General features: G+C 53.4%; 23 protein-coding genes. 16 read left to right on the top strand and 7 right to left on the bottom strand.

Annotated elements, in window-relative coordinates:
- The first annotated feature begins 35 nt into the window (after positions 1 to 35).
- From AUQ43_RS12325 to AUQ43_RS12305, 4 genes are all read left to right on the top strand, one after another.
- The gene (locus AUQ43_RS12325; protein WP_062956558.1) at positions 36 to 623 is read left to right on the top strand and encodes a recombinase family protein; all 588 of its coding nucleotides are present in this window, start codon (positions 36 to 38) and stop codon (positions 621 to 623) included.
- 10 nt (positions 624 to 633) lie between these two features.
- Positions 634 to 2250 carry a DDE-type integrase/transposase/recombinase gene (locus AUQ43_RS12320; protein ID WP_082923407.1) on the top strand — a complete coding sequence of 539 codons (1617 nt, stop codon included), beginning with the start codon at positions 634 to 636 and terminating at the stop codon, positions 2248 to 2250.
- A gap of 12 nt (positions 2251 to 2262) precedes the next feature.
- Positions 2263 to 3237, top strand: a complete 975-nt coding sequence (locus AUQ43_RS12315) for an ExeA family protein (RefSeq protein ID WP_062956556.1) — start codon at positions 2263 to 2265, stop codon at positions 3235 to 3237.
- A 682-nt stretch (positions 3238 to 3919) separates the two neighbouring features.
- Positions 3920 to 4132 (top strand): hypothetical protein, encoded by a 213-nt coding sequence (locus AUQ43_RS12305; RefSeq protein ID WP_062956554.1) that lies wholly within the window; start codon positions 3920 to 3922, stop codon positions 4130 to 4132.
- A gap of 83 nt (positions 4133 to 4215) precedes the next feature.
- Here the strand turns inward: AUQ43_RS12305 and AUQ43_RS12300 are convergent, their stop codons facing one another.
- Both AUQ43_RS12300 and AUQ43_RS12295 read right to left on the bottom strand, forming a co-directional pair.
- On the bottom strand, positions 4216 to 4977 hold the full coding sequence (locus AUQ43_RS12300; protein ID WP_084272093.1) for a nucleotidyl transferase AbiEii/AbiGii toxin family protein: 762 nt from the start codon (positions 4975 to 4977) through the stop codon (positions 4216 to 4218).
- A gap of 31 nt (positions 4978 to 5008) precedes the next feature.
- The gene (locus AUQ43_RS12295) at positions 5009 to 5272 is read right to left on the bottom strand and encodes a hypothetical protein (RefSeq protein WP_062956552.1); all 264 of its coding nucleotides are present in this window, start codon (positions 5270 to 5272) and stop codon (positions 5009 to 5011) included.
- Between the two features lie 772 nt (positions 5273 to 6044).
- Between AUQ43_RS12295 and AUQ43_RS12290 the strand changes: the two genes are divergently transcribed.
- On the top strand, positions 6045 to 6545 hold the full coding sequence (locus AUQ43_RS12290; RefSeq protein ID WP_147250429.1) for a hypothetical protein: 501 nt from the start codon (positions 6045 to 6047) through the stop codon (positions 6543 to 6545).
- Here the strand turns inward: AUQ43_RS12290 and AUQ43_RS12285 are convergent.
- Positions 6542 to 7795, bottom strand: a complete 1254-nt coding sequence (locus tag AUQ43_RS12285) for a tyrosine-type recombinase/integrase (RefSeq protein ID WP_062956550.1) — start codon at positions 7793 to 7795, stop codon at positions 6542 to 6544. The genes AUQ43_RS12290 and AUQ43_RS12285 overlap by 4 nt on opposite strands.
- Positions 7796 to 8196: 401 nt before the next feature.
- Between AUQ43_RS12285 and AUQ43_RS12280 the strand changes: the two genes are divergently transcribed.
- The 3 genes from AUQ43_RS12280 to AUQ43_RS12270 all read left to right on the top strand — a co-directional run bounded on the left by AUQ43_RS12280 (position 8197) and on the right by AUQ43_RS12270 (position 12191).
- Complete coding sequence (locus tag AUQ43_RS12280; protein ID WP_062956549.1) at positions 8197 to 9333, top strand: homogentisate 1,2-dioxygenase; 1137 nt, start codon at positions 8197 to 8199, stop codon at positions 9331 to 9333.
- A 243-nt stretch (positions 9334 to 9576) separates the two neighbouring features.
- Complete coding sequence (locus AUQ43_RS12275) at positions 9577 to 10743, top strand: hypothetical protein (RefSeq protein WP_232310669.1); 1167 nt, start codon at positions 9577 to 9579, stop codon at positions 10741 to 10743.
- Complete coding sequence (locus tag AUQ43_RS12270) at positions 10740 to 12191, top strand: hypothetical protein (protein WP_062956548.1); 1452 nt, start codon at positions 10740 to 10742, stop codon at positions 12189 to 12191. The genes AUQ43_RS12275 and AUQ43_RS12270 overlap by 4 nt, the downstream gene beginning before the upstream one ends.
- 15 nt (positions 12192 to 12206) lie before the next feature.
- On the opposite strand, the gene gcvA is transcribed toward AUQ43_RS12270, so the two are convergent.
- A complete protein-coding gene (gene gcvA / locus AUQ43_RS12265) occupies positions 12207 to 13124 on the bottom strand; it encodes a transcriptional regulator GcvA (RefSeq protein ID WP_062956547.1) in 918 nt (305 codons plus the stop codon).
- A 200-nt stretch (positions 13125 to 13324) separates the two neighbouring features.
- Between gcvA and AUQ43_RS12260 the strand changes: the two genes are divergently transcribed.
- From AUQ43_RS12260 to AUQ43_RS12230, 7 genes are all read left to right on the top strand, one after another.
- Entirely contained in the window at positions 13325 to 14515 is a 1191-nt protein-coding gene (locus AUQ43_RS12260; RefSeq protein ID WP_062956546.1) for an acyl-CoA dehydrogenase, read from the top strand.
- A 91-nt stretch (positions 14516 to 14606) separates the two neighbouring features.
- Positions 14607 to 15830, top strand: a complete 1224-nt coding sequence (locus AUQ43_RS12255) for a CaiB/BaiF CoA-transferase family protein (protein ID WP_062956545.1) — start codon at positions 14607 to 14609, stop codon at positions 15828 to 15830.
- A gap of 248 nt (positions 15831 to 16078) precedes the next feature.
- A complete protein-coding gene (locus AUQ43_RS12250; protein ID WP_062956544.1) occupies positions 16079 to 17173 on the top strand; it encodes an ABC transporter ATP-binding protein in 1095 nt (364 codons plus the stop codon).
- A gap of 2 nt (positions 17174 to 17175) precedes the next feature.
- Positions 17176 to 18066: an ABC transporter permease gene (locus AUQ43_RS12245; RefSeq protein ID WP_062956543.1), complete on the top strand. Its 891-nt coding sequence runs from the start codon at positions 17176 to 17178 to the stop codon at positions 18064 to 18066.
- Positions 18063 to 18857: an ABC transporter permease gene (locus AUQ43_RS12240; protein WP_062956542.1), complete on the top strand. Its 795-nt coding sequence runs from the start codon at positions 18063 to 18065 to the stop codon at positions 18855 to 18857. The genes AUQ43_RS12245 and AUQ43_RS12240 overlap by 4 nt, the downstream gene beginning before the upstream one ends.
- A gap of 88 nt (positions 18858 to 18945) precedes the next feature.
- On the top strand, positions 18946 to 19986 hold the full coding sequence (locus tag AUQ43_RS12235) for an extracellular solute-binding protein (RefSeq protein ID WP_062956541.1): 1041 nt from the start codon (positions 18946 to 18948) through the stop codon (positions 19984 to 19986).
- A gap of 100 nt (positions 19987 to 20086) precedes the next feature.
- A complete protein-coding gene (locus AUQ43_RS12230; RefSeq protein WP_062956540.1) occupies positions 20087 to 21019 on the top strand; it encodes a nitrilase-related carbon-nitrogen hydrolase in 933 nt (310 codons plus the stop codon).
- Between the two features lie 75 nt (positions 21020 to 21094).
- On the opposite strand, the gene AUQ43_RS12225 is transcribed toward AUQ43_RS12230, so the two are convergent.
- Positions 21095 to 21853: a nicotinamidase gene (locus AUQ43_RS12225; protein WP_249742023.1), complete on the bottom strand. Its 759-nt coding sequence runs from the start codon at positions 21851 to 21853 to the stop codon at positions 21095 to 21097.
- Positions 21854 to 22050: 197 nt separating this feature from the next.
- On the opposite strand from AUQ43_RS12225, the gene AUQ43_RS12220 reads away from it, so the two are divergent.
- A complete protein-coding gene (locus tag AUQ43_RS12220; protein ID WP_062956539.1) occupies positions 22051 to 22944 on the top strand; it encodes a ketopantoate reductase family protein in 894 nt (297 codons plus the stop codon).
- A 26-nt stretch (positions 22945 to 22970) separates the two neighbouring features.
- On the opposite strand, the gene AUQ43_RS12215 is transcribed toward AUQ43_RS12220, so the two are convergent.
- Both AUQ43_RS12215 and AUQ43_RS12210 read right to left on the bottom strand, forming a co-directional pair.
- A complete protein-coding gene (locus AUQ43_RS12215) occupies positions 22971 to 23912 on the bottom strand; it encodes a DMT family transporter (RefSeq protein ID WP_062956538.1) in 942 nt (313 codons plus the stop codon).
- Positions 23913 to 24046: 134 nt separating this feature from the next.
- Complete coding sequence (locus AUQ43_RS12210) at positions 24047 to 25090, bottom strand: helix-turn-helix domain-containing protein (RefSeq protein ID WP_181838525.1); 1044 nt, start codon at positions 25088 to 25090, stop codon at positions 24047 to 24049.
- Positions 25091 to 25273 lie beyond the last annotated feature (183 nt).

The raw sequence follows: 25273 nt of genomic DNA, 5'->3' as shown, positions 1-25273 counted from the left end.
CTGCTCCTCAAAAACGGCTTTCCGGACGGTGCGCCATGCGTATCGGCTATGCACGTGTCTCGACCGACGATCAAAATCTTGACCTGCAAAATGATGCTTTGCGGGAAGCCGGTTGTGAGCGCATTTTTCGGGACAAGGTGAGCGGCGCCAAAACTGATCGTCCAGGGCTTGATCGCACCTTCGAAGAATTACGTCAGGGCGATGTGCTGGTTGTCTGGCGTCTGGATCGCCTTGGACGGTCCCTGAAGGAATTGATTGCGCACGCCGAGATGCTGGCCGAACGACAAATCGGTCTGCGATCAATTACCGAAGCGATTGATACGACCACCAGCGGCGGCAAGCTGGTCTTTCATATCTTTGCAGCCTTGGCTGAATTCGAACGCAACCTGATCCGGGAGCGAACGAAAGCCGGTTTGGAAGCCGCAAGATCGCGCGGCCGGAAAGGCGGTCGCCGTAAGGCACTGACCAAAGACAAGCGTCGACACGTCGTGGACCTGTATCGATCAAGACAGCACAGTATTAAAGAGATCTGCGATCTGATGGGTGTGTCGCGGGCAACCGTCTATACCTATGTCGCGGAATTTGCCGATAGCATTGATGGCGAGGCCGACAATGAAAGGTAGGGCCGCACGCATACCGGCCGAGGCACTTCTGGCGCTTCGGACCAGATTGTCTTCTCTGCCCGCGCGAGATCCTGGCCGGGCCAGCGCTGTTGCACGAACAGCCGAATTATATGGTCTCAGTATATCATCGGTCTATCGCCAGTTACGAAACTTGCAACGCCCGAAAGGCATGCAGCGTTCTGATAGCGGCGAGCCGAGGGTCATGTCGCGGTTAGACATGGAGCGATATTGCGAGATCGTTGCCGCCCTGAAAATCAGAACTGAGAATGGCAAAGGTCACAAGTTGTCGACGAATGAAGCCATCCGGTTGCTTGAGGATCACGGTATTGAGACGCCCGAAGGTTATGTGCAAGCCCCTAAAGGAACGCTGGCGACATCTACCCTGAACCGGTGGCTTCGGAACTGGGGATATGATCATCCCCGGATGATACGCGGCCCGGCTGCGGTTCGGTTTCAGGCCAGATATTCCAACGAACTCTGGCATTTCGACATGAGTCCGTCCGACCTTAAGGAACTTGACCAGCCGGAATGGATTGAACCCGGACGCGGAGCACCAACCCTGATGCTCTATAGCGTGGTAGATGATCGTAGTGGTGTTTCCTATCAGGAATATCGCTGTGTGTATGGTGAGGATGCGGAATCTGCCTTGCGGTTCCTGTTCAACGCCATGGCAGCCAAAGAAGGCACCACACTTCAGGGCAGACCGTTAGGACTGTATCTCGACAATGGACCAGTTGCCAAAAGCATCGTGTTCCAGACCGTCATGGGACATCTTGGTGTTGATTGGCGTACTCACATGCCTCGCGGCTCGGACGGTCGACGGGTTACGGCGCGATCCAAGGGCAAGGTTGAACGTCCGTTCCTGACCGTCAAGGAAGCTCATGAAACCCTGTATCACTTTCATCGTCCCAAAACAGAGGCCGAAGCCAATAGCTGGTTGTTGAACTTTATTAACCGCTACAATGACAAACCGCATCGCCATGAAGCCCATAGCCGAACGGAAGACTGGTGTTCAAACTTGCCCGCGCAGGGCCTGCGCGAAATGTGTTCCTGGGAACGGTATTGCGCTTTTGCCCGGGAACCGGAACGTCGAACGGTTGCAGCGGACGCCCGCATTCATCTGAAGGGAGCCTATTATGAGGTAGACCCGGATCTGGCGGGTGAAGAAGTTTTATTGTGGTGGGGATTGTTCGATCAAGAACTGTTTGTCGAGTTTGGCAATAAACGCTATGGCCCGTATCGCCCGGTCGGTGGACCGATACCTTTGCACCGCTATCGCAAACAGGCCAAATCGCCCCGCGAGAAGCGTGCCGACAAAGTAGCCGACTTGGCGGCCAGAATATCGGTACCGCGTTCGGCCTTTGCCGGGTCGGAACAGGTGTTTTCCAGCGCAGAGATTATCCCCCTCGTTGAAGCAACGTTTGAAGATCCGGACCCGTGGCACCAGTTCAGTTATGCCAGCACCCTCGATGCGCGTCGCGGCATTGCGGATTTGTTGGAAAAACCGCTGGCGCGGTTGAGTGCCGAAGACCTTGAATTCATCGAGGAGCTTGTCACCACCACGACAAACAAACGTGAAATTTCTACGGCGATCAAAACACGGTTCGGCAAGAACCCTAAAACATAGCAGGAGGCTGTCATGCTAACAGCGGATGTCAGGGCATTTTATGGCATCGAGAAGGACTGGGCGCTGGCCGGTTTTTTCGAAACGGAATGGCACCGCCAGATGATGGCCGACCTGCGGGCGGCCATTCTGGCCGGTCGGCTGGTTGCCATCACAGGATCAGTTGGTGTCGGAAAAACCATGATGCTAAACAGGCTTCAGACAGAGTTGTCCGCAAGCAAAGATATTCTCGTGGCCCGCAGCCTGTCGATCGACAAACCGCGTGTTGTTCTGCCAGCCCTTCTGACCGCAATCTTTCTCGATGTCTCCGGTGATGCGGATGTCAAAGTGCCGACACAACCCGAAAAGCGGGAACGCAAACTTCAGGACCTCATCAGGAAAATGAGAAAAACCGTCGTTCTGTTCATCGACGAAGCTCATGACCTGCATGGAAACACGCTGACCGGTCTCAAGCGTCTGATGGAAATTGTCCAGGCAGGGGACGGGGTTCTGTCTGTCGTTCTGGTTGGCCATCCCCGCCTGCGGAATGATCTGAACAAGGCGACAATGGAAGAGATCGGGCATAGAACCACCAAGATCATGTTTCAGGGGCTTGGCGATGACAGTCGCAAATATCTCGACTGGCTGCTGAAGCAGTGCCGGACCAAAAACACTAGGCAAGGAGACATTATTGCGGACGATGCGCTGGATCTGATGGTCGAGCGCCTGTCAACACCGCTTCAGTTTACCGAACATCTGACACGCGCTTTCACCGAAGCCTACAAGCTTGGCGCCAAGCCTGTCACCCGGGAAATTGTCGAAGAAACAATTGCGATCGGCTATGACGATCTGGATGCCCGACTGGCACGGCTTGGATACAATGCCAAGACACTGGCGGAGCAATTCGATACCCGGCTTCCGGAAATGCGCAAGTTCCTGAAAGGACACCTGGATTCCGAACGGACCCAGGAACTGGGGCAGATGATGCGACAGGCCGGATTGCCGATATAATCTTCAGTGGCAGATAATGTGATTTCACGGTGATGATTGCGGTCTGGTGGCAAATAATCTGATCACATTCGCAGTTAATGTGATTTGGGTACCGGTGATAAAATCACTTAATTTGAGCCGGAAAAGCGCGATAAGTGCAAGTTTGACGGATTATAAGTGCAATCCTCTATAGCTACACTGGCTTTTGTTAACCGAGCACAACACTAGGAACGTTTACAATGAGCAAAGCTCGAACTCTCACTGAAGTCGCCACTGTTGAGAAGCATGGGGTGTGCTGAAGGGCCAATTGAATGCACCAAGGGTAAGAGGTACCCAACTTGGCGCCTACGCCCTTGTGCGCTGTATGTTGGAGACAACAAAACACCGAATGTGAGATAAAATAGACGAGCGAGATCGCGAAGAACAATTATTGGAACGCTGCGCCAGGGTTGGACGCGGTACAGCTTCGTGCGCCTTTCCTTCGTCGCCGATGGAAGCAAATGCCTTCCGTGTGGCCAGTATGATTCTCAGATCAAAGTTTCCCAAGGAAGCCGACCGTCTACTAGTGGCATCGCAGAATTATTTTGACATCAATCCGGATGAATTGGTGGAGACCGCAGAGGCGTTGCGTCGAAACTGGGTGCCAAGCCTGCCGCGGTTCCGAGATTTCCTGTCTGAGAAACTGAATCAGGGAGTCCGGTAAATGATTGAGCCGCAAGAATTTTATGTTGAAACGCCGTTGGCAAAAGCGATGTTCAAGCTGATGCAGGAGCTCGAGCGGCGTCTTGGCCTCACAACCGAGGTGGATGTCTGTTTGGCGGGCGGAATGACGGCGCAGCTCTACACCTGTTCTCGGTCCTCGTCTGACATCGATGCAGAATTCAGCAGGTCTTTTACTGTTCCAAAGGCCTCGTGATGAGTTCGGGGGCGAAGGCGAAGATGGTCAGTGCCCGGTGCTATATTTTAAAAGTCGTTTCTACCTAAGGGAGACCGGCGATCTTATTCATAGGGATATTCAGGCTTATCTGTGAAGTCGGGGTTCATGACACCCATTCCGAGGGTGGCTCTTAACTTATTTATTCCTGCAATGATTCTTGGGTATGCTTGGGGTTCAATCTCAAGTAAGGCGAGGTCTTGATTTCGCACATGAGTGTCCTCGACGGCGCAAAGTGCCCGTTCAAGTTCTAACCTGACGGAATATACTTCTTCTGCACGGGAAATCTCGGTGAGGAGATCGATCCCTTGGTAGGCCATCGCTGAGAGATCATATAAATCGCGATGGTGAATATAGGGATCCGAATATCTGTCAGAGTTTGCAAACAGCTTTTGAAGCACCATGTCCTTTCGGCTTAGCGCTAAAACAGGAATGCCCTCAAAGTACTCTCCCGGATATAGTTCGCTCACGCGCTCTTCCAGAAAAATCTCAAGCTTGATTGGGGCGCAGCCGATTGGAGCAACGCTTCCTCGAATGCCATATTGTGTTTTTCGGGCTGGGCCGAACTCAAACTGATCATGTGGTGCACGAAAAATAGGGGCAAAAGTGTCAGTCACACGTGCCCGTAAATTCCTGAGCCCCTGTGTTTTTACTTGAACAAGAAAATCAATGTCGTCTGACAGTCGGTATTCTTCCATCGTCATTGTCAGGAGTGTGCCGCCAGCGAACAAAATGTTGTTCTCCGACAGAAATTCTTGATCCATTCCTGCCAAGACGGAAGCGATTTCATTGTGCCGAGCATACCGATAAGTTTTTGGGGAACTCATTCGTCAGCTTTCTGAAAGTGTTAGAAGGAATTCAGACCGCAACACGCTTGCTGGCATCTGCAATTCTCATTGAGCATTCAGTCGCCAACCAAGAACCGTACTTGGCTCCGAGATCGCGAATATGTTCTAGCTCTTGCAATGTAGGTTTTGCGAGAATGTCGATGAATTCCCAATTTCTCTCGTACAGAGCTATCTCTTCCTGCTCGGTAAGAGCTCGAGAACGATCACCCTGCCATCTCAAGGCAGCCAAGAATGGATATTCTTTTTGTTCGTGGTCAGTTGCATCAGCGGACATGCTCTCGCTTCTTTCAAAAAACTGAAGTTCAACTCAAAACATGTGTTGTATTGCTATCGTTAACAATTGTCGCATCGCTTTCGCCTAAATGTCAAAGCTGTCAATCAATCGTAACCGGCTCAGGGTGTTGGCGATGAGAGCGACGCCAATTGTGCATGAACTGAGCATGAACTGTGCATGAATTGTACAGGAATTGTGTATCAAATGGATAGGGAGGCGCCATTTACTATACAATTCCTGCACATGTTTATGGGGATACTAACACCCTTGTCAGGTTTGTCGCACTAACATGGAGAGAAGGGGGTTTTTGGCGAGGTTTTTGGGTTCAAAAGTGCGACAAGGGTCTTTTCAGTTAAAGTTGCGCGAAACATTGTGGTGTTCGAAGCAAGAGCAATTCAGGTGCAACAAAAAGAGTGTTGTAAAATGCCGTTAATGTCGACGCGTGTTCGGTAGCAGAATGGCGCTGTGTTTATGCTAAGTCCTGCCTCTTTTGCCGTTAGTGAATAGCGGAATGCAGGGCGTGGTATTTGATCATTGTGACCTGCCCTGGTTCGGTTTTTATGCCAGTTCACGGCAAACTTTGCTGCGATGGTCACCGCCAGCCCATGTTTTGTTGGTTCAAGCATCTCTGAGATGCTCGAGCCAACAAAATGCAGGAGTATTTAAGATTGCTAATTTGTTCGGCTTCTGGTTTTCAGTGGTCAGAAGGTTTAGCAGCAACGAATGCTGATGTAGTAGCGCATCGCTGAAAACTTCAATGGTAGGCAGTCGATTGAGTAAGTACCCCGAAACCTCTCTGGCTATAGACGATTTTGCACGTCAGGCCTTACTTGAAGTGCATCCAGAGGCAGTACTTGTTGGCCACTCGGTTCTGCATGGAAATGGCTGGACCACACAGCCTTGCCGCAGAATTCAATTATCTGTTCTCCCGAAGAAAACAGATAAATCCCTGGGGTTCGCTGGGGATTTTTGCGCATTGGGAGATTTCGACCTGTTTGGCGTGCATGAGGAATGGTTCCAATTACTGGAGCCTTGGTCTGTCGATCCTGCCACATGCCTACGTGAGCACCGCGAAATCACGACATACGGATATAGGGCGCTTTTGCCCGCTGCTGCATTCGTGGAGCAATTTTCTGAGTGTCGTGCAGGCGGTCGCCCCACGCTCGATCCAGATGATTTTGATCCTGATGAACTGTTCGAAGCGAGAGAGATGCTCTTAGTGATTAGTCAGGCGCTCAGTGTAAAGTTGCCCGCTTGGGCATTCCCAGCTTAGCTCCCGCTCCCGCGCATCCTTGCTGAAATGGCGTTGGCGATCCTGTCTTGTGTTTTGCGCTGTGCATCGTGTCGTCGGTGAGCATAGCGCATCGTTGTTTCAATTTTGGAATGGCCAAGCAGCTTCTGGATCATCGTCATGTCGATGTTGTCGTCAATGCCGACCGTCGCGAATGCGTGGCGTAAGTCATGAATGCGCAAATCCGTGATCCCTGCCATTTTCTTTATTTTCTCCCAAGGTTTCTTTGGGTTGATCATATGTTTATGGATAGTTGATCCGTCGGCAGCTGTTGCGGGCCGCCCAGGGATAAGCCAAGGATTGTCTTTCCACTGCGGATGCTTGAGCCTGTCCTCAATGACGTCTAGTGCAAAGCTGTTGAGGACAATTTCCTTGCGCTTCTTCTTCCGCGACCTTCCAAGCGTGCTGCCTTTGTGGTCAAGCGGAATGAGAACTTCACGTTTCATATCGATTGCAGACAAGGGGGCATTCATGATTTCGCCACGCCGGGTCCCCGTGAAAATAATCAACCTGATCAGCCAGCAGATCGCAACGTTGCCGAGTTGATATTTCTCATATTCATCAAGGGCCTTTGCGAGGGCTATCCATTCCCAGTCTTCAAGGTCGCGTTCGCGTTCTTCTTCTAGATCTAATTGGATGAATCGGCATGGGTTTGAGCCATAGTCACGCATTTTCCAGAGTTCAGCATTGTTGAACATCTTCGATAACAGGGAGACAACACGATTGCCATTGACGGTATACTTGGCTTGCAATTGTCGGTGTAGCTTGAAGATATCATCATGCTCGATCTCTGAGACCTTCCTGTCGCCGATGGCTGGCAGGATGTGAAGGCGCAGGTTGCGTTCATCGTTTGACTGGCTCTCGCCTTCTTTCTTTTTGACTTGAACGTGTTCCCTCATATGCCGGTTTGCCAAATCGCGAACAGTCATTTCGGCTGAATTTCTGGCTTCTGAACGATCTGCGCTAGGATCGTTACCCACGGCAACTTCATAAAGCCAGCGTTGCGCAATCTCTCGTGCGGCACTGGTTTTAATCTCAGGGAAGGAGCCAATCTTTGGGCGACGCTGCTTGCCAGTGCTGGTTCGATAGTAAAGGCCAAATGTTTTCCGGCCAGTCGGGCTAACCTTCAGAAAGAACCCTTTGGTCTGGGTGTCCCAAACTACGTATTCCTTTCCCTCAGGTGCCGCATTCTTACATGTGAGATTGCTCAGAGATTGTTTTCTACCAGTCACTCAAGCATCCCTCACTTTTTCATTCTAGGTAGCAAATAGGTAGCAGAACTTACAAAAAACCGCTTTCAAACTATCGAATGTTATATAAACATATTGTCTGTGGTTTGCAAAATAAATTATTAAAATCAGTTAGTTAAAGTGTTTTATCGATGTTTGTAGAAGATTCCAAGGATGAAGTGCACCAGATTCCTAATCTGGGGGCCACAGGTTCGAATCCTGTCGGGCGCACCATCTTCCTCTTTTGATTTCCATTACAATGACCTTGGTTTGGCGCTTATGTTGTGCTTTGCCATTGGTCCGTGTTGCTTGAAACGCAATCCCTTCTTTCTCATATCGCTAGTAAGGGGGCTTGTTGCGATCCATGTCGTTTGGTTCCCGATAAACCGATCTGGGAGGAAGCAATGACAAACTGGATCAGGGTTCCAAGTAGTGAAGGTCAATGTGTGACGCGCCCGGACGGGCAGGGTGCGCACAAAACCTATCAGCGTGAAGTCGGGCGTGCCGGCTTCCAGGGTCCGGCCGCGCAAATCTATCATCGCCACCCGCCGGCAGGTTGGGCGACATTCGAAGGCCCATTGCGGCCGCGTGCATTTTCCCTTGGCAAGCTTTCGCCGGGACCAGCTTGCCCACTTCAGGCCCGCCGGGTTCTTCACAATGACAAGATGGAGCTAAGGTACTGGAAAACTGAAAGCAAGATGCATGCGCTTGCACGTAATGCGGATGGTGACACGTTGATGTTTGTCCATGACGGCGCGGGCGAACTGTTTTGCGACTATGGGCATCTATCCTATGGCGACGGGGACTATATTTTACTGCCACGCGGCACGGCATGGCGGATTGAGCCCAAGGAAAGCTCGGAATTCATGATGATCGAGGCAACATCAGACGCCTTCAAGCTGCCTGACCCATCCTCAGGCGGGGAAGGTGTTGTCGATCCCATGTCTTTCACATTGCCGCGAATTGACGACGCCTTTATCGCCCAGCAAGATGAGGCATTCTGGGAAATTCACATTAAACGCAACGGGCATGTTTCGACGCTGACCTATCCATTTAATCCGCTTGATGCGCTTGGGTGGGAAGGCGATCTTTGCGTCGTGAAGCTAAATTGGCGGGATATTGTCAAACGTCGTACCGATGGTCTCAGGTCATCGCCCGCAGCCCATTGCACCTTCGTATCTGATACCTTTTCGGTCAGCACCTTTATCCCCAAGGTTGGTGAGGGTGAATCCGGGGTGATGCGCGTGCCGTTCTATCATTCCAACGAAGATGCCGACGAGTTCATCTTTTACCATCGTGGCGAGTTCTATAGCCGCGGGGATATCAAGGCCGGGATGGCGACTTTCCATCCAAGCGGGTTTCCACATGGCCCGCATCCGAACGCCTATCAGGACAAAATGATCAAGGCGCCTGTGGAGACGGATGAGGTGGCCATTATGATCGATAGTCGGGTATTCCTGAATGTCGATGAGACCATACCCGATGGTGCGGAATGGAAGGCATATGTAAAAACGTGGGAAAAGGCGGAAGAGACGCTATAAACACTTGATGACATTTAGCGAAAAATGGCAATTTGGTGCCGCGAGTTGTTGATGGTAATTTCGCGGAACATTGTTAATGTAGTGGTCACCTTGTCGGGGTAATCTGAACCTTCCCGAACAGGTTTGCACTGTTTAACAAGGTGTTCTTCACCCATTGCTTGCCAACGCCGGACATCCTGATCTCTGTGGGTATCAGGGTGACCGCTAGACATCAGCGTCGTTACCGGTTAACCAAAGCCAATAATGAATAAGCAAAAGTTCGTAAAATCCGTCAGTCACAAGACTCCCGAACCGCATGAGGTTTCGGAAGACCCACTGTTGTGTCTGCCCCAGACCTTTGAGTCGCGTGGCGTCAGAACCCCCTTTACGACCAAAACCTTGCGCTATGCCCGTGTTTCGATAGGCAAGGGTGGGCGCAAGATGATCATGTTGCCAGGCCTTTCCGGGGGACTGGGGACCTACGAAATGCCCCTTGATACATTGCGCGAGGTTTTTGATCTTTCTGTTCATGACCGGATGATGTTTGATCGTGTTCTGGAACTTGAAGATGTGCGTCCGCAAACCGTGCTTGAGCATGGCCGCATGGTTGGTAGTACCGGTGTTGGCGGGGTTGAGCTGGCGCGGGTCTGCATACGCCGGAACTGGAACGAAAAGGCATCGCGTGAACTTGGCCAGATGGCGGTCCTGCATCAGGCCCTGCGCCAACTTGGCGGCAGCGCTGTCAAGGACATGAAGCGCGAAGAACTGATGACGACCGAGGGCCAGATCCGCGCCAGAAAGGCCCTGAACCGTTTTGCTTCCGAGCACAAGGTCGCCAACGATACCATCATTGATAGCCTTGGCGAGTGGAGCAAGATGATCGCCCCTGTCGGGCTTGATCTGGAAGGCTGTCAGGGACAATTGCGCGTTCTGGCCAACGAGCTTGGCAAGTTTGCCAAGGACATTGATGAATGGGCGATTTCCGAGCAGTCCGATTTCCGGTTTATGGCCGGACGGGTGGTGAGCGCAACCCGTTCCACCAGAGATCACGCGTTGAAGCGCATTGACGAAGTCGATAGCTGGAATAGCGAGCTTGGCAAGGTTCTGACAGATTGGGACCGTGCCAAGAAGGATATTGGAAAAACCATCGAGTATCTTTGGTGGCTGCTTGATGGTTGGCAGGAACTGATTGATGTCTGGGAAAAGCGGTCGCTGACAGATCGTGCAAAACAGCGTGAAACGGTTGAGGAAATCGCCAGTTTTGCGCCGGTCTTGCCGTTGTCGGAAATTTCCGTTTCCGAGCAGCAGTTCTGGGTGGATGTGCGTGTCAACCAAATGCTCTGGGCCGGTGAGTTGCGTAAACTTGGTAGCGGCGAAATTGACGCCGATATGATGGATCGTCTCGAACGTTTCAGGAGACAGTCGGCATGAAGATTGAAGACGCCGGAAAACTTGGCGCTTCGCAACTTGGTCAGCTGTTTGAATCCCTCAGCAGCAACGAGATTGCCCGTTTCACGCGTGCAATCGAGAGCGACCGTGCCGATCCCAAGCTGCCCTTGCCGCACGAGACTATTTTGCAGGTTCTGCGCCCGCGCCTGGCATCGCTTAAGCCGGAACGCTATCCGACCCCGATGCGCCAGTTCTGCGATCCCTTTGAGGATTTGCTGACCTCTGATGATCCGAACGACAAAAGCATTCGGATCAGCCGATCCTCTTTGATGCCGATCTGGAAGGTGGTTGTTGAGTCCGGTGGTCCTGACTTTCAGCAGGCCATGAAGGATATCGAAAAAGCTGCGGCAACCCGTGATACCGCCAAACTGGCAATTGCTGAACGCACGCTTTGGAAGCTCGGTGCGCGCACGATTGAGGCGCAACTTGAAGACTCCCACACAGGTGTTAAGCAGGAACGTGCATTGGCGACCCGGTTGGGATCGCGTGTGCATATGACGGCCTTTTCCGCGGTTGGTAAGATCCTGAATGTCGGTGAGGAAATCGCGCAACTCCGCGAACGCTTCCCGTCGGCACCGATCAGGGTTCTCGACAAAAATGACGTGAAATGGTTGCGGGACCTGTTCATGTCCATCTCGAAAACCAAGCCCGGGTTCGAGCCGATGTTCCTGCTTGCGGTTCTTGCGCGCTTGTTGCGCCCAAGTGAGCTGTTCAAGCTGATCCGGGTGCTCTCGACCAAGGCCGATGACCGCACGATTGAAAAAACCAACCTTGCCGAGACCGGCGACCTTATTATTGACCTGCTTGCCGAAACCGTGACCGAGATCGAACAGGGTGTCGGAACGGGCAAGGATGAGGCCTATATCCTGTCGCTTGCGCGCTGGTATGCATCCGAGTTTGTTCGCATCACGCGAGAATTCAAAATCCGCAAGGATGGCCGTTGGGGTGAAAAGCTGCTTGAAACCCGACGCCGCGTTTCGCGGGCGCTTGCCGATACGATGTTTGGCGCAACGCCTGAACGCGTGATTGATGCGCTGCCAAAGCTTGAAGCTGCGCAGGGTCCGGGATCTGGCCGAGGCGGGCTCGCGCGGCCAATCTTTTCGCAGGAATTCGATGATGAAAAGATCCTTGCGGCCGAAAAGTCAGCAGAGGCCATTGCCGAAACGGCCCGCATTTCAGACGTTCTGGCTGCCCAGAGCTCGGCCGCCAAGGCGGTGGTAGAGCTGAAGAAAAAGCTCAATCAGATCGGGCGTGCCGGTGTTGACAGTATGCGTCGACTGACACCCGAAGAGGTGCCCAACGCGCAGCGAAACCTGATGGCAACGGTGCGCTTGCTTGAAATCGTCGACGGCCCGGATGATGCCGACGTGCTGCGTCGCCGCGGGATGAATGCGCTGCGTGCACTGACATCCGATCAGAAGGTAAGCTGACCGGGCGGGTTTACCTTAAACGGTCGTTTCCCGTGTAAGGTTCTTGACCGTATCAAGTTGATCAAGCCAGTTCATGAATGCCCGAATTCTCGGAAGCCGCGCGCGGCTTTTCGGGCAGCAGGCGTAATAGTGAAAAGGACTGGCCTTGGGTTGTCCGAACGGGGCAATGATCCGGCCGGTTGCCAGTTCATCGGTAATTGCAAAGGTCGGCAACAACGCCACGCCAAGTCCGGCAACGGCGGCCTGCATCGCCATGGTGAAATGCTCGAACTTCGGGCCGTTTTCCCCGTCAATATCACTGAGCCCACTTGCAGAAAGCCAGTCGGCCCAGCCGCGCGGGCGGGTCGCGATATGGAGCAACGGGAAATTTCGCAAGTCTTCTGGCTGTGGTGTCCGTCCCAGATTGGCAACCAGTTGCGGGCTGCAGATCGGGACCATTTCCTCACCATGCAGGATGTGGGCATCAAGTTCAGACCACTTTCCTTCGCCAAACAGAACCGCGATATCAATTTGTTCGCGATCAAAATCGGGCATCCCGATCCGCGAAATGAAATTGATCGCAATATCGGGATGCTTGGCCCGGAAGTCAGGCAATAATGGAATAAGGCAGCGTGACCCGAATGTTGGCGGTGCGGCAAGCGTGAGAACCCCGCTTTCCGATCCGCCAGACAAAAGGGTCAATGTTGCACTTTCAAGCTGATCAAGGGCCGGGCGGATGGATTGCAGATAGCTTTCGCCTTCAGGGGTTAGCACCAGTCGTTGCTTTTCACGGGCAAACAGCTTGCATCCAAGCCAGGTTTCAAGGCCCTGAATTTGGCGGCTGACCGCACTTTGGGTCAGGTAAAGTTCTTCGGCGGCGCGAGATGCGCTGCCAAACCGTGCGGTCTGTTCGAAGCAACTCAATGCCTTCAGGCTGGGAATGCGACGGGCCAAATGGGTGTCCTGTTGTCGTGTGGCGAAACAAGTTTATGAGTTTTATGCATAATCTATATCGCTTTTATCATTTGCAACTTGCGCTGCCAATTCCTAGCTTAATCACATAAGCAACTAAGCTTTTCAGGGGTGGCGTCATCTCGCCCTTCTATGGCGCTGCCCCTGCTTTCTGTACAAAAATTCATAAAAGGACCAGGCGAATGGCAAGCCGCGCACCGTTTCATTGGGAAGATCCGCTCCTGCTTGAAGAGCTGTTGAGCGAAGACGAACGCATGATCCGCGATGCGGCCCGTGCATATTGTCAGGAAAACCTTCAGACCCGTGTTCTTGAAGCCAACCGTCATGAGATTTTCCATCGCGAAATCATGACCGAGATGGGTGAACTTGGTCTGCTTGGCCCGACCATCCCCGAGGAGTATGGCGGACCGGGTGTGAACCACGTCGCCTATGGTCTGGTGGCCCGCGAAGTTGAACGCGTTGATTCCGGTTATCGTTCGGCGATGTCGGTTCAAAGCTCGCTCGTCATGCATCCGATTTATGCTTATGGCAGCGAAGAACAGCGCAAGAAATATCTGCCGAAACTGGCAACCGGCGAATGGGTTGGCTGCTTTGGCCTGACCGAACCGGACCACGGTTCCGATCCGGGCGGCATGAAAACCCGTGCTCGTAAAGCCGATGGTGGTTTCACCCTGTCGGGTGCGAAAATGTGGATCACCAACAGCCCGATCGCAGACGTATTTGTCGTCTGGGCCAAAGATGACGAAGGCGTCATTCGCGGCTTCATCCTTGAAAAGGATATGAAGGGTCTGACCGCACCGAAGATCGAAGGCAAGTTCTCGCTGCGTGCGTCGATCACGGGTGAAATCGTCATGGACAATGTCTTTGTGCCCGAAGAAAACATGCTGCCAAATGCCAAGGGCCTTGGTGGTCCGTTCGGTTGCCTGAACAAGGCGCGTTACGGCATTGCATGGGGTGCGATGGGCGCTGCTGAATTCTGCTGGCACGCTGCACGTCAGTACACGCTTGATCGCAAACAGTTCGGCCGTCCGCTTGCGGCAAATCAGCTGATCCAGCTGAAACTGGCCAACATGCAGACCGAAATCACCCTTGGCCTGCAGGGCGCGCTTCAGCTTGGCCGTTTGCTTGACGAAGGCAAAGGCGCACCAGAAGCGATTTCGCTGATGAAGCGTAACAACTGCGGCAAGGCGCTTGATATTGCCCGTGTTGCCCGTGACATGCATGGCGGGAACGGTATCGCCGATGAATACCATGTCATTCGTCATGCGATGAACCTTGAAGCGGTCAATACCTATGAAGGTACCCATGATGTTCACGCCCTGATCCTTGGCCGTGCACAGACGGGTCTTCAGGCCTTCACCGCTGAAGGCTGATCCAAAGACCTTGATCGGGCGGCGGCAGAAATGTTGTCGCCCGATTTGATTCCAGCTGCTGTTTTCAAAGTCGATATTTCGGGATATTCAGATGACTGGCGCACTTTCCGGGCTTCGTGTTCTTGACCTTTCGCGCGTACTGGCGGGCCCGTGGGCCAGTCAGACCCTTGCCGATATGGGGGCAGAGGTCATCAAGATCGAACGTCCGGGTGCCGGTGATGATACCCGCGGCTGGGGCCCACCCTTTGCCAAGGATGCCAATGGTGAAGACACCACCGAGGCGGCCTATTACCTGACGGCAAACCGCGGCAAGAAGTCACTGACCATCGATATCACCAAACCCGAAGGGCAGGAGATTGTGCGCAATCTCGCTGCCGAAAGCGACGTGGTTCTGGAAAACTTCAAGGTTGGCGGCCTTGCCAAATACGGTCTGGATTACGCATCGCTTGCGCAGGTTAATCCCAAGATTGTCTATTGCTCGATCACCGGATTTGGTCAGGACGGCCCCTATAAGGACCGGCCGGGCTATGATTTCATGATTCAGGGCATGGGTGGATTGATGAGCATCACCGGTGCGCCTGACAGTGCACCGGGTGGCCAGCCGATGAAAGTTGGCGTTGCGGTTGCCGATATCTTTACCGGGCTTTATGCAACGATTGGCATTCTGGCGGCCTTGCGTCACCGCGATGCCACGGGTGAAGGGCAATATATCGACTTGGCACTTCTTGATGTGCAAACAGCAGTACTTGCCAATCAGGCAATGAACTATCTTGCAACCGGCAATGCACCGGGCCGTCTTGGCAATGCGCATCCCAATATCGTGCCTTACGAAGCCTTTCCGACCGCCGATGGTTATCTGATTCTGGCGGTCGGCAATGACAGCCAATTCAAAAGTTTCTGCGCAGTGGCCGGGCTGGGTGCCTTGCCGCTTGATGAACGCTATGCCACCAATCGAAAGCGCGTTGCGAACCGTGACGAACTGGTGCCGCTGATCCGTCAGGCGATGGTTGGCAAAACCACGGATCAATGGATTGATGCGCTGGAAAAAGCCAATGTGCCGTGCGGTCCGATAAATACCCTTGATCGTGTCTTTGAAAATCCGCAGGTCAAGCATCGCGGCATCGTAAAACAGCTTGATCATCCGACTGCGGGAACCGTTCCGACAGTTGCCAATCCGATCAAGTTTTCGAAAACACCGATTACAGATGAAAAAGCCCCGCCGATGTTGGGGCAGCACAGCGACGAAATCTTGCGCAAGGTTGCAGATCTAAGTGATGACCAGATTGCCAAACTGCGTGAGGCGGGCATCGTCTGATATGATGTCGTGACATCATATTTGGTTCTTTTGATTGCCTTTCTGCCCCGGAAGTCCCCGTTTTACGCGCATAGTGCGGTGCACATTATTTTGTAATGTGTCTATATGACGCAATGTACACCAGTTTGGATGCCCTTTTTACGAGGATATTGCGGAACTTCTGTAAATCTCTCCGCTTTTGCGACCGCTGGATTGCAAGTCTCTGTAGATTTTATATCATTTTACAAAATACAAAATCGGGGAACTGCATGTCAGACGTAGTCATTTCAGCGCGATCTGTTGGAAAAACATTCGGATCGGGCGCCGACAAGGTTACCGCACTGGATTCAGTGTCGGTGGATATCTTTCAGAACGAGTTTTTCACGATGCTGGGCCCGTCGGGCTGCGGCAAAACGACTTTGCTGCGCCTTATCGGCGGGTTTGAGCAGGCGACCTCCGGCCAGATCCTGCTTGAGGGCAAGGCACTGAATGATCTGCCGCCATTCAAGCGCCCGATCAATACGGTGTTCCAGTCTTATGCCCTGTTCCCGCATCTGACGGTCAAACAGAACATCACCTTTGGTCTGGAAATGCAGGGCACAAGCCGCAAGCAGGCCGATGGCCGGGCAGAAGAGATGCTCGAACTGGTGCGGTTGGAAGAATATGGTGATCGTGTCCCAAGCCAGCTTTCCGGTGGTCAGCAACAGCGTATCGCACTGGCGCGTGCTCTTGCACCTGCGCCAAAGGTTCTGCTGCTTGATGAGCCGCTGTCCGCGCTTGATTTGAAATTGCGCAAGGAAATGCAGGTCGAACTCAAGCGCCTGCAGACGGAAACCGGGATTACCTTCGTATTCGTCACCCACGATCAGGAAGAAGCCCTGGCGATGTCGGACCGGATTGCCGTTATGAAATCTGGTGAAATTCTTCAGATCGGCGCACCGCGCGAGATTTACGAAGCACCGACCCATCGCTTTGTTGCGGACTTTATCGGCGACAGTAACTTTCTGGTCGGTGAACTTGTCGATGGCGGGGCAGGCGAACGTGCCGTCAAGCTTGCAGGCGGCAGCGTCATCGCACTTTCGCAGGACGTCTCGGATCAACGCAAAGGGCCGGTGACGGTATCGGTCCGTCCGGAACGCCTGGGACTGATCGCAGGAAATGATGCCAATGCAGATCAACTGACCGGCACGGTTTCCACGGTTATTTATTTCGGAACGGATACCACCTATCAGATCGATCTTGGCAATGATGCCCGGCTGACGGTCCGCATGCAAAACGGTGCTGGCGCCAAGGCCGACTTTGCCGAGGGTGACCGTGTGGCCATCACCATGTCGCCCGATGCCGTTCGGGTACTGGCAGATTGATCATGGGCAACTTGATACGATCCAAACGATTTTGGTTGGTCGCGCCCGCGGTGGTCTATATCGGGTTCTTCATGGCCGTGCCGCTGTTGCAGATGGCCTATGTTTCGATGCTCGAACGTGGCGATTATGGCGGGGTGAACTGGGGCGTGTTCTCGATGGATGCGTATATCAGCTTCATCTTTGAACGCGACCTGATGGACAATCTGGTGGTCAATACCGACTACCTGGAGATTTTTGCCCGTTCCTTTGGTCTGTCGGCAATGACGACGGTCTTTGCCCTTTTGCTGGGCTTCCCGACAGCGTTTTACATTTCAACCCAACCGCAAAGCCGCCGCAACTTCCTGATCTTTCTGGTCACAATCCCGTTCTGGACCAACATTCTGGTGCGGAACTATGCGTGGATGCTGTTGCTGCGCAATGGCGGACTGATTGATGGGGCGCTTAACTGGATGGGGATTGAAACCGGTGGGCTGGATGTCCTTTACACGCCTTATGCGGTTTCCATCGGCCTGACATACACCTATTTGCCATTCATGGTTCTGCCAATCTATGCCAGCCTTGAAAAGCTTGATCATCGACTGGTCGAGGCCGCCTTTGACCTTGGTGCGGACAAACGTCGTGCCATGAGCCGTGTGATCCTGCCGCTTGCGGCACCTGGAATTGCGGCGGGTAGTATCCTTGTCTTCATTCCGTGTCTTGGTGCCTATGTAACGCCGGAACTTCTTGGCGGTGGCAAATTCATGATGATTGCCAACCTGATCGGCAGCCAATTCGGTGCAGCACGTAACTGGCCGCTTGGGGCAGGGCTTGGCTTTGTGCTTCTGGCACTCGTCCTGATCTCGATGATGGTCTATTCGTTCAAGTTCAAATCATTGCCGGAGGAAAGCCGATGAAAGTCGATGCTTCCAACCCGCTGTGGCGTTTCCGCGGGATCACCTCAACGGCAATGTTTTTCTTTGCCTATCTTTACCTGCCGATTGTCGTTCTGATCGCGCTTTCGTTTAATGAAAACCGTCTGGCGACGATCTGGACCGGCTTTACCATGGACTGGTATGTCACGGCCCTTTCCAACGATGACATGCTGCGTGCGGCGCAAAACTCTATCGTTGTTGCGATTTCGGCCACGGTTCTGGCCACCATTGCGGCCACTCTTGCTGCGATGGGCATGTCACGCGGACGGTTCAAGGGAGAGGCAGGCGTTTCAGCCATGCTGGTCCTGCCATTGCTGGTGCCCGAAATCGTCACCGCGATTGCCACCCTTCTGTTCTTTGTCGCGTTGGGGATCAAGCTTGGGCTTCTGACCGTGATCATTGCCCATACGGTCTTTTGCATTCCCTTTGCCTATCTGCCGATCCGCGCAAGGCTGGAGGGCATGGACCCCGCATTGGTCGAGGCGGCAAATGATTTGTATGCCAACGACTGGAAAGCTTTCCGACGGGTGACGTTGCCGTTGTTGTGGCCGGGGATTTTGTCGGGCGCGATGTTGTCCTTCATCATCTCGCTCGATGACTTTGTTATTTCCTATTTCGTTGGCGGTGCCGGGGCCACGACCCTGCCAATCTATATTTTCGGGATGATCCGGATCGGGATCACGCCCGAAGTGAATGCTGTCTCTGCCATGATGTTGATTGTCTCAATCGTGTTTGTCAGCATCTCGTTCATGATTGATCGTATTCGCTACTAGCAAATTCCAAACGGGATGGCGGGTTCACCGGACGGGCCGGCCATCCGAATAACAAAACAATGCACCGTCCTAATTTGGGAGTCTCACGATGAAACTACGTTCCGTACTTCTGGGAGCATCCGCGATCGCCTTTTTGTCGGCTGGTTCAGCGCAGGCAGCTGGCGATCTGTTCTTCTATAACTGGTCGAACTATTTCCCGCCTGAACTGATGGAAAAGTTCGAGGAAGAAACCGGCATCAAGGTGACCCTTGATGTGTATGATTCCAACGAAACCATGCTGGCAAAGCTTCAGGCCGGCGCATCGGGCTATGACATTGCTGTCGCGTCCGACTACATGGTCGATGTGATGATCAAGGAAGGTCTGGCAACCAAGTTCGATGCCAAAAGCCTTGAAAACTTCAGCAATGTTGCCAAGCCGCACGACACCATGAAATACGATCCGGAGCGCGAATACTCCGTGACCTATCTCTGGGGGACCACCGGCTTTACCTATGACGCGGCCGTTGTCGATGGCGAGCTTGAAAACAGCTGGAAAGAATTCTTCGAACCGCGCGAAGAGTTCCGTGGCAAGATCGGTGCGCTGAACGACGAAGTCGAAATGTTCAATGCAGCGTCCTACTATGCGGGCGTTGAAAAATGCACCGAGGACCCGGCGCAGGCACAGAAGGTTCTTGATGTTCTGTTGAAACAGAAACCCTACATTGCTGTTTACAGCTCCGAGGGGACCATCGACCGTATGTCGGCCCGCGAAGTCCAGATGCACATGCAGTGGAACGGTGCAGCACACCGCACCAAGGAAAGCATTCCGGAAGCTGTCTTTGTCTATCCGAAGGAAGGCCTGACCTATTGGGCTGACCACTTTGTCATTCCCGATGGCGCGCCGAACCTTGAAAACGCCAAGACCTTCATCAACTGGATGATGCAGCCGGAAAACGCCGCTGCTGCGTCGAACTATGCCGGTTACATGAACTCGATCAAGGGCACTGGCGAATTCATGGATCCGTCGCTGACGTCCGACCCGGCCGTGAACATGCCGGAAGAATACGCAGACCTTCTGATTCCGTCGCAGAACTGCTCGGTCAAGGCGCGTGATCTTCGCAACCGTGTCTGGACCAAACTTAAAAACTAAGTCTGGCTCCGCTCAGGACTGAAATGATCCGGCTGTCGTCTGATGGCCGGATCATGCTATTTTGCGCACACCACCATTTTGATTTCCAGGAACGCTGATCATGACTTCGCCGGCATCCTTCCCCGAATATGTAACGCTTGCCCTTTGGGCGACAAACCTTGGTCGACCGGTGGCTGACTTGGCCGGATGGGCCGATCATATCGATGCCAAGATGGCCGAGGCCGCCAAACAAGGTGCCAAGATTTTCGTGCTGCCGGAATATGCCAGCGAACAATGGTTGGCCTTCAAACCAGAAGGGCTGCAAACGGCTCAGGAAATCGCCTGGATGGCGGACCTTGCGCCCGAGGCGCGTAAATACGCCGCCAAGCTTGCCCAAAAGCATGACATGCTTTTGGTTGCGGGCAGCATGCCCTGGCACATTGATCCGGAAAACCCGGCAGCCGGGCAAACCAACAGTGCGATGATCTTCACCCCCGAAGCCGATGCCATCATTCAGGACAAGCTGTCGCTTACCCCCGGGGAACAAGAGCCGGAAAACTGGAACCTGACACCGGGCAAGGCATTCAATGTGATCAAGTGGCGCGGCCTGAATGTTGCCGTGCTGATCTGCCTTGATATTGAAATGCCGGCCTTGTCCTGCGTTCTTGCGCCGCTTGATATTGATTTGTTGCTCGTCCCGTCGATGACCCTGACGCCATCGGGCTATAACCGCGTGTTTGGTTGTGCGAAGGCGCGGGCTGTCGAACTGATGACGGTGGTTGCGGCTTGCGGCACCACGGGTGCGGCAGTCAACACCACCAACAATCCGACCAACTATTCGGGCTGTTCGGTCTATACCCCGTGCGAACCGCAATTGGGCCATACTGGTCGCTTTGCCGAAACAGAGCCGACCTACGATGACGGTGCCGATGGCGAACTTCTGATTTCCAAGGACGTGCCGGTTGGTCTGATCCGGAACCTGCGAAATGGCGAAGCCGAAGTCTGGCCGGGTGGCTGGACCGCAGGCCATGTTTCGGTCGTCAGGAACGGCTGACCCCGGCCTTGATAGAATGAAAAATCCCCCCGGAGGATGAAGAACTTCCGGGGGGATTTTTGTTTGGCAGAATGCCTACGACGTCAGAATGTCAGATGACTGCATGCGGGCAACGCCCGCTGTTTCCATTGCGGCCCATGCCGCTTCAAGCGACCCGTTCAGGTCAATCGCCCGACAGGCATCCTCGATCACCGATACATTCAGTTCAGCCTTGCGCGCATCCTGTGCCGACCAGCTCACACAAAAATCGGTGGCAAGACCGCAAACATAAACGTTCTTAAGCCCGCGTTCCTGCATGTAGCCGGTGAGACCGGTTTTGGTTTCGCCGTCTGCTTCCACAAAGGTGGAATAGCTGTCGACTTCGCTATGATAGCCCTTGCGGATGATCAGTTGCGCATGCGGGATGTCAAGGCCAGCGGCAAGCTTGGCATCGTCCGATCCCTGAACACAATGATCGGGCCACAAGACCTGTGTGCCGTAATCAAGCTCGATGGTCTCAAACGGGGCCTTGCCTTCGTGGCTGGATGCGAAGGATGCATGGCCCGGCGTATGCCAGTCCTGGGTGAAAATGACATTTTCGAACTGCTGACCAAGCTTGTTGATCAGCGGAATAATCTGGTCGCCGTCACTGACCGGCAAGGTACCACCCGGCAGGAAGCAGTTCTGGACATCAATCACCAGAAGCACATCTTCCTTGCTCTTGCCGATCACGCCCGAAGCAAGTGCTGTACGAACAGATCCAAATAGGGATGCAGATGCAAGCGATCCTGCACCAATGACGCCAAGTCCGGTAAGGAACCGACGACGATTCAGGGAATAAGAGGAATTGTTCAAGATCGCCTTCCTGATATGTATGACCGGCGCGTCTGTTATGGTTCTTTTGCGCGGCCACTTGTTATAAGGGCTTGAACGTTCCTCTGATTTGATCAGGATTGGACGAGAACGCATGAAAGTCAAGCGGCACTCGCGGGTGCCAGTCCGACAGGGAAACCCCATCGGACGCAAGATCAGGATCAGGAGCAAGACCGAAGATGAAAATTGCGGTAATGGGTGCCGGGGCCGTTGGGTGTTACTATGGGGCGATGCTGGCCCGTGCGGGGCATGACGTTACCCTGATCGGGCGTCCCGGCCATGTCGATGCCATGAACCGGGATGGCTTGCTTCTCGATTTCGGTTCATCGCAGGAATATGTCACCGTGACGGGGAATACCGATGCCGCCGGTGTTGCCGGTGCGGATATGATCCTGTTTTGCGTTAAGTCCACCGATACCATTGAGGCTGGCGAACAGATCAAGCCATTCATCTCTGCCAACACGATTGTGCTGAGCCTGCAAAACGGTGTGGATAACGCCGAAAGGCTTGGTGGTGTTCTTGGTCAACCAGTCATTCCGGTGGTGGTTTATGTCGCGACCAGTATGGGCGGACCGGGCCACGTCAAACACCATGGCCGGGGTGAACTTGTCATCGGCCCATCTGCGCAAAGTCAGGCCGTCGTCGATACACTGGTGCCTGCCAAAATTCCGGTTGAGGTTTCCGACAATGCCGAGGGCGCCCTTTGGGCCAAGATGATTTTGAACTGTGCCTATAACGCGCTTTCAGCGATTACACAGCGCCCTTATGGCGAGGTCGTGCAAGGTGTCGGTGTCTGGGATGTGATGCGTAATGCCGTGGATGAGTGTCTGGCCGTTGCCAATGGGTGCGGTGTGACCGTGCCGGGTGATGTCTGGGGCGCAATTGAAAAAATTGCCGAAACCATGCCTGGTCAGTTTTCCTCAACCGCCCAGGACCTGGCACGCGGTAAAGCAAGCGAGATTGATTTTCTGAACGGCTATATCGTGCGCAAAGGTACGGAGCTTGGCATCGCAACCCCGACAAACCTTGCCTTGCATGCCCTGACCAAGCTTCAGGAAACCAAATCAGCTTGATTGTCGCGGGTGTCGGGCAACGACGTTTATTCTGCCGGTGAGTTCGCTGGTTTCGTTGCCTCTTCGGGTGAACGACCAAATTTGCGGGCAACGGCGGCAACGATCTGGTCGTTCAACATCACCAGTGCGGCGGCGGCCACAATAAATACGCCGCCCATCAGGCTTATCGGCGCAGGCAGCACGCCAAACACGATAATATCAAGAATGATCGCCCAGATCATGGCGGTATATTCAAAGGCCGACAGGGTCGATGCAGGGGCACGCGCCAATGCCTCGGTCATGGCGATGTGGGCAAGACCGCCGGTCAGTCCGGCTCCCACCAGAAAGACAATGTTATTTGCTGAAACTGGTGCCCAGCCAAACGGGATGGTTAAAAGGCCACCAATGGAACAAATCACCGCAAAATAGAATGCAATTGTGCCCGATGGCTCCGTTGTCGTCAGGGCCTTGATTTGCACTTTGGCGAAGGCTGTTGTCACGGCAAAGGCGACACCGGCACCGATGCCGATCAAGGTGTTATGATCCAGCCCCGGGGTCGACAATGTTGGCCACAGCATCAGAAACACACCGGCAAACCCGCCAATGGTTGCGCCGATCACAAGCCAGCCGGGATTTTCCCGCAGCGTGGCGATTGCAATGGGGATCAGGATCAGCGGAGCGAGAAAACCAAGTGCCGTGGCCAGTGCCAGTGGCAGATAGGCCAGCGAAACAAACGCAAGGAACATCGAAACACAGCCATAGGTGCTGCGTTTGAGATGCCCGATCGGGCGTTTGGTGCGCAATGCTCTTGGAAATTCATTGCGCCACATCAGGTAAAGCACAATCGGGATCAGCGCGACACTGCTGCGCCAAAAGACGATCTGACCGGTTGGGGCTTCAAACGAGGCCAGCCGGACAAATACGTTCATCACGCCAAACAAACTGGTCGCGGCAAGGCGTAACCCAATTCCAGACCAGAAACTGTTCATCGTGAATACCCTGAATGGTGGCCGGTCAAGTGACCTGCGTTCAGGAATATCGCAAGTTCGGACAGGGCAATACTGATAAAATTTCATGTCTGAGGGCATGAAATTTCAATGCCCTCGGTCACAAGTCAGTCGCATTACAGCGAATGCAGCCACTTCTCGTATCGGGTATCTTGTTGTCCATCGCTGGTATCGGGCAGGTCAATGCGTCCTGTCTGGGCATTGCGCCTGAAGTCACCGGGCGTCATGTCATACTTCTCACGAAATGCGCGGATGAAGCTTGTGTCGCTGGCAAAACCACATTCAAGTGCAATGTCATAAAGAGACCGCCTGCGGTCCGTCGGTGATCCAAGCAGGGCCATGGCGTGGCGCAGGCGCAAGTCGCGGATAAAGCGATAGACGCCGCCGTAATCCTCCATCAATTGATAGAGTTTGGAACGTGATATCCCCAATTCCCGTGCTGCACGGTCCGGTGTCAGATCCGGTGACTTGAAGTTCTTGCGGAAATATTGGCGGATGAGGGCCATGGTTTCGAGGTTTTGCCTTTTGTGGGCCGTCTCGGAGGTCACCCCGCGGGTCGAGTTCAGGCAGGCGGCCAGAACTTCGACAAAACTGTTTTCCAGCACGCTGGCCTGTTCCGGGCTGAAGGAATGTGCGTTTTCCTTAAAAGACAGCATCATACTGGCAAGAATTCGAACCATGGGATCACGCGGGCTTAAAAACCGCATATTGTGATCTTCCGGCAGGGTCAGGCGATCTTCAAGAAGCTGCCTTGGAAGTATCATGACCAGATTGTCAAAATCAGTGGTCACAGCGGTTGCGACCTGTGACAGGTCCTGAAACAGCAATCCGCCATGGGCAATTGTATGGCCCTCCTTGCCCTCTTCCGAGGACATGCCGCCACTATGAAAATACTGGATCATGTAGTGGTCCATGCCATCATTGGCGATTGCTGATTCGCTGCGCGACCAGAACTGATGTTTGCTGACGGTGCGCGCCAACATCATCGATCCCATAAGGTCTGCATCAAGCGTTGCATGGAATTGATTTTTGCGGATGTCGGGTACGGTTTCGACATCGAAGATGCAGTCAATGCTGCTTTTCCAAATGTCATAACGCACTGACATAGGAAGGTCATTGACCGTAAAAAAGGTGTGGGTGTTCTGTGGTGTCTCTGTCATGCCTGATCCCCGGTTTTGCATAAAAGCAAACAACGCTACTTGCGCCGGTCAATTCTGGTATCGAATGCTATGGTCGAACATCTCCATAAGTTTTGTATAATATGATTAGTCCTGCCCCGCCGTCAAAGTCCAAAAGGTATAGTTTCGCGTGCTAACAGGTCCGAAAATACAAGGGCCTTGTCG

Source organism: Thalassospira sp. MCCC 1A01148 (genome assembly GCF_001613795.1).
Classification (GTDB): domain Bacteria; phylum Pseudomonadota; class Alphaproteobacteria; order Rhodospirillales; family Thalassospiraceae; genus Thalassospira.
The sequence above is the reverse complement of the archived record's forward strand: the minus strand, read 5'-3'. Positions and strand labels throughout refer to the sequence as shown.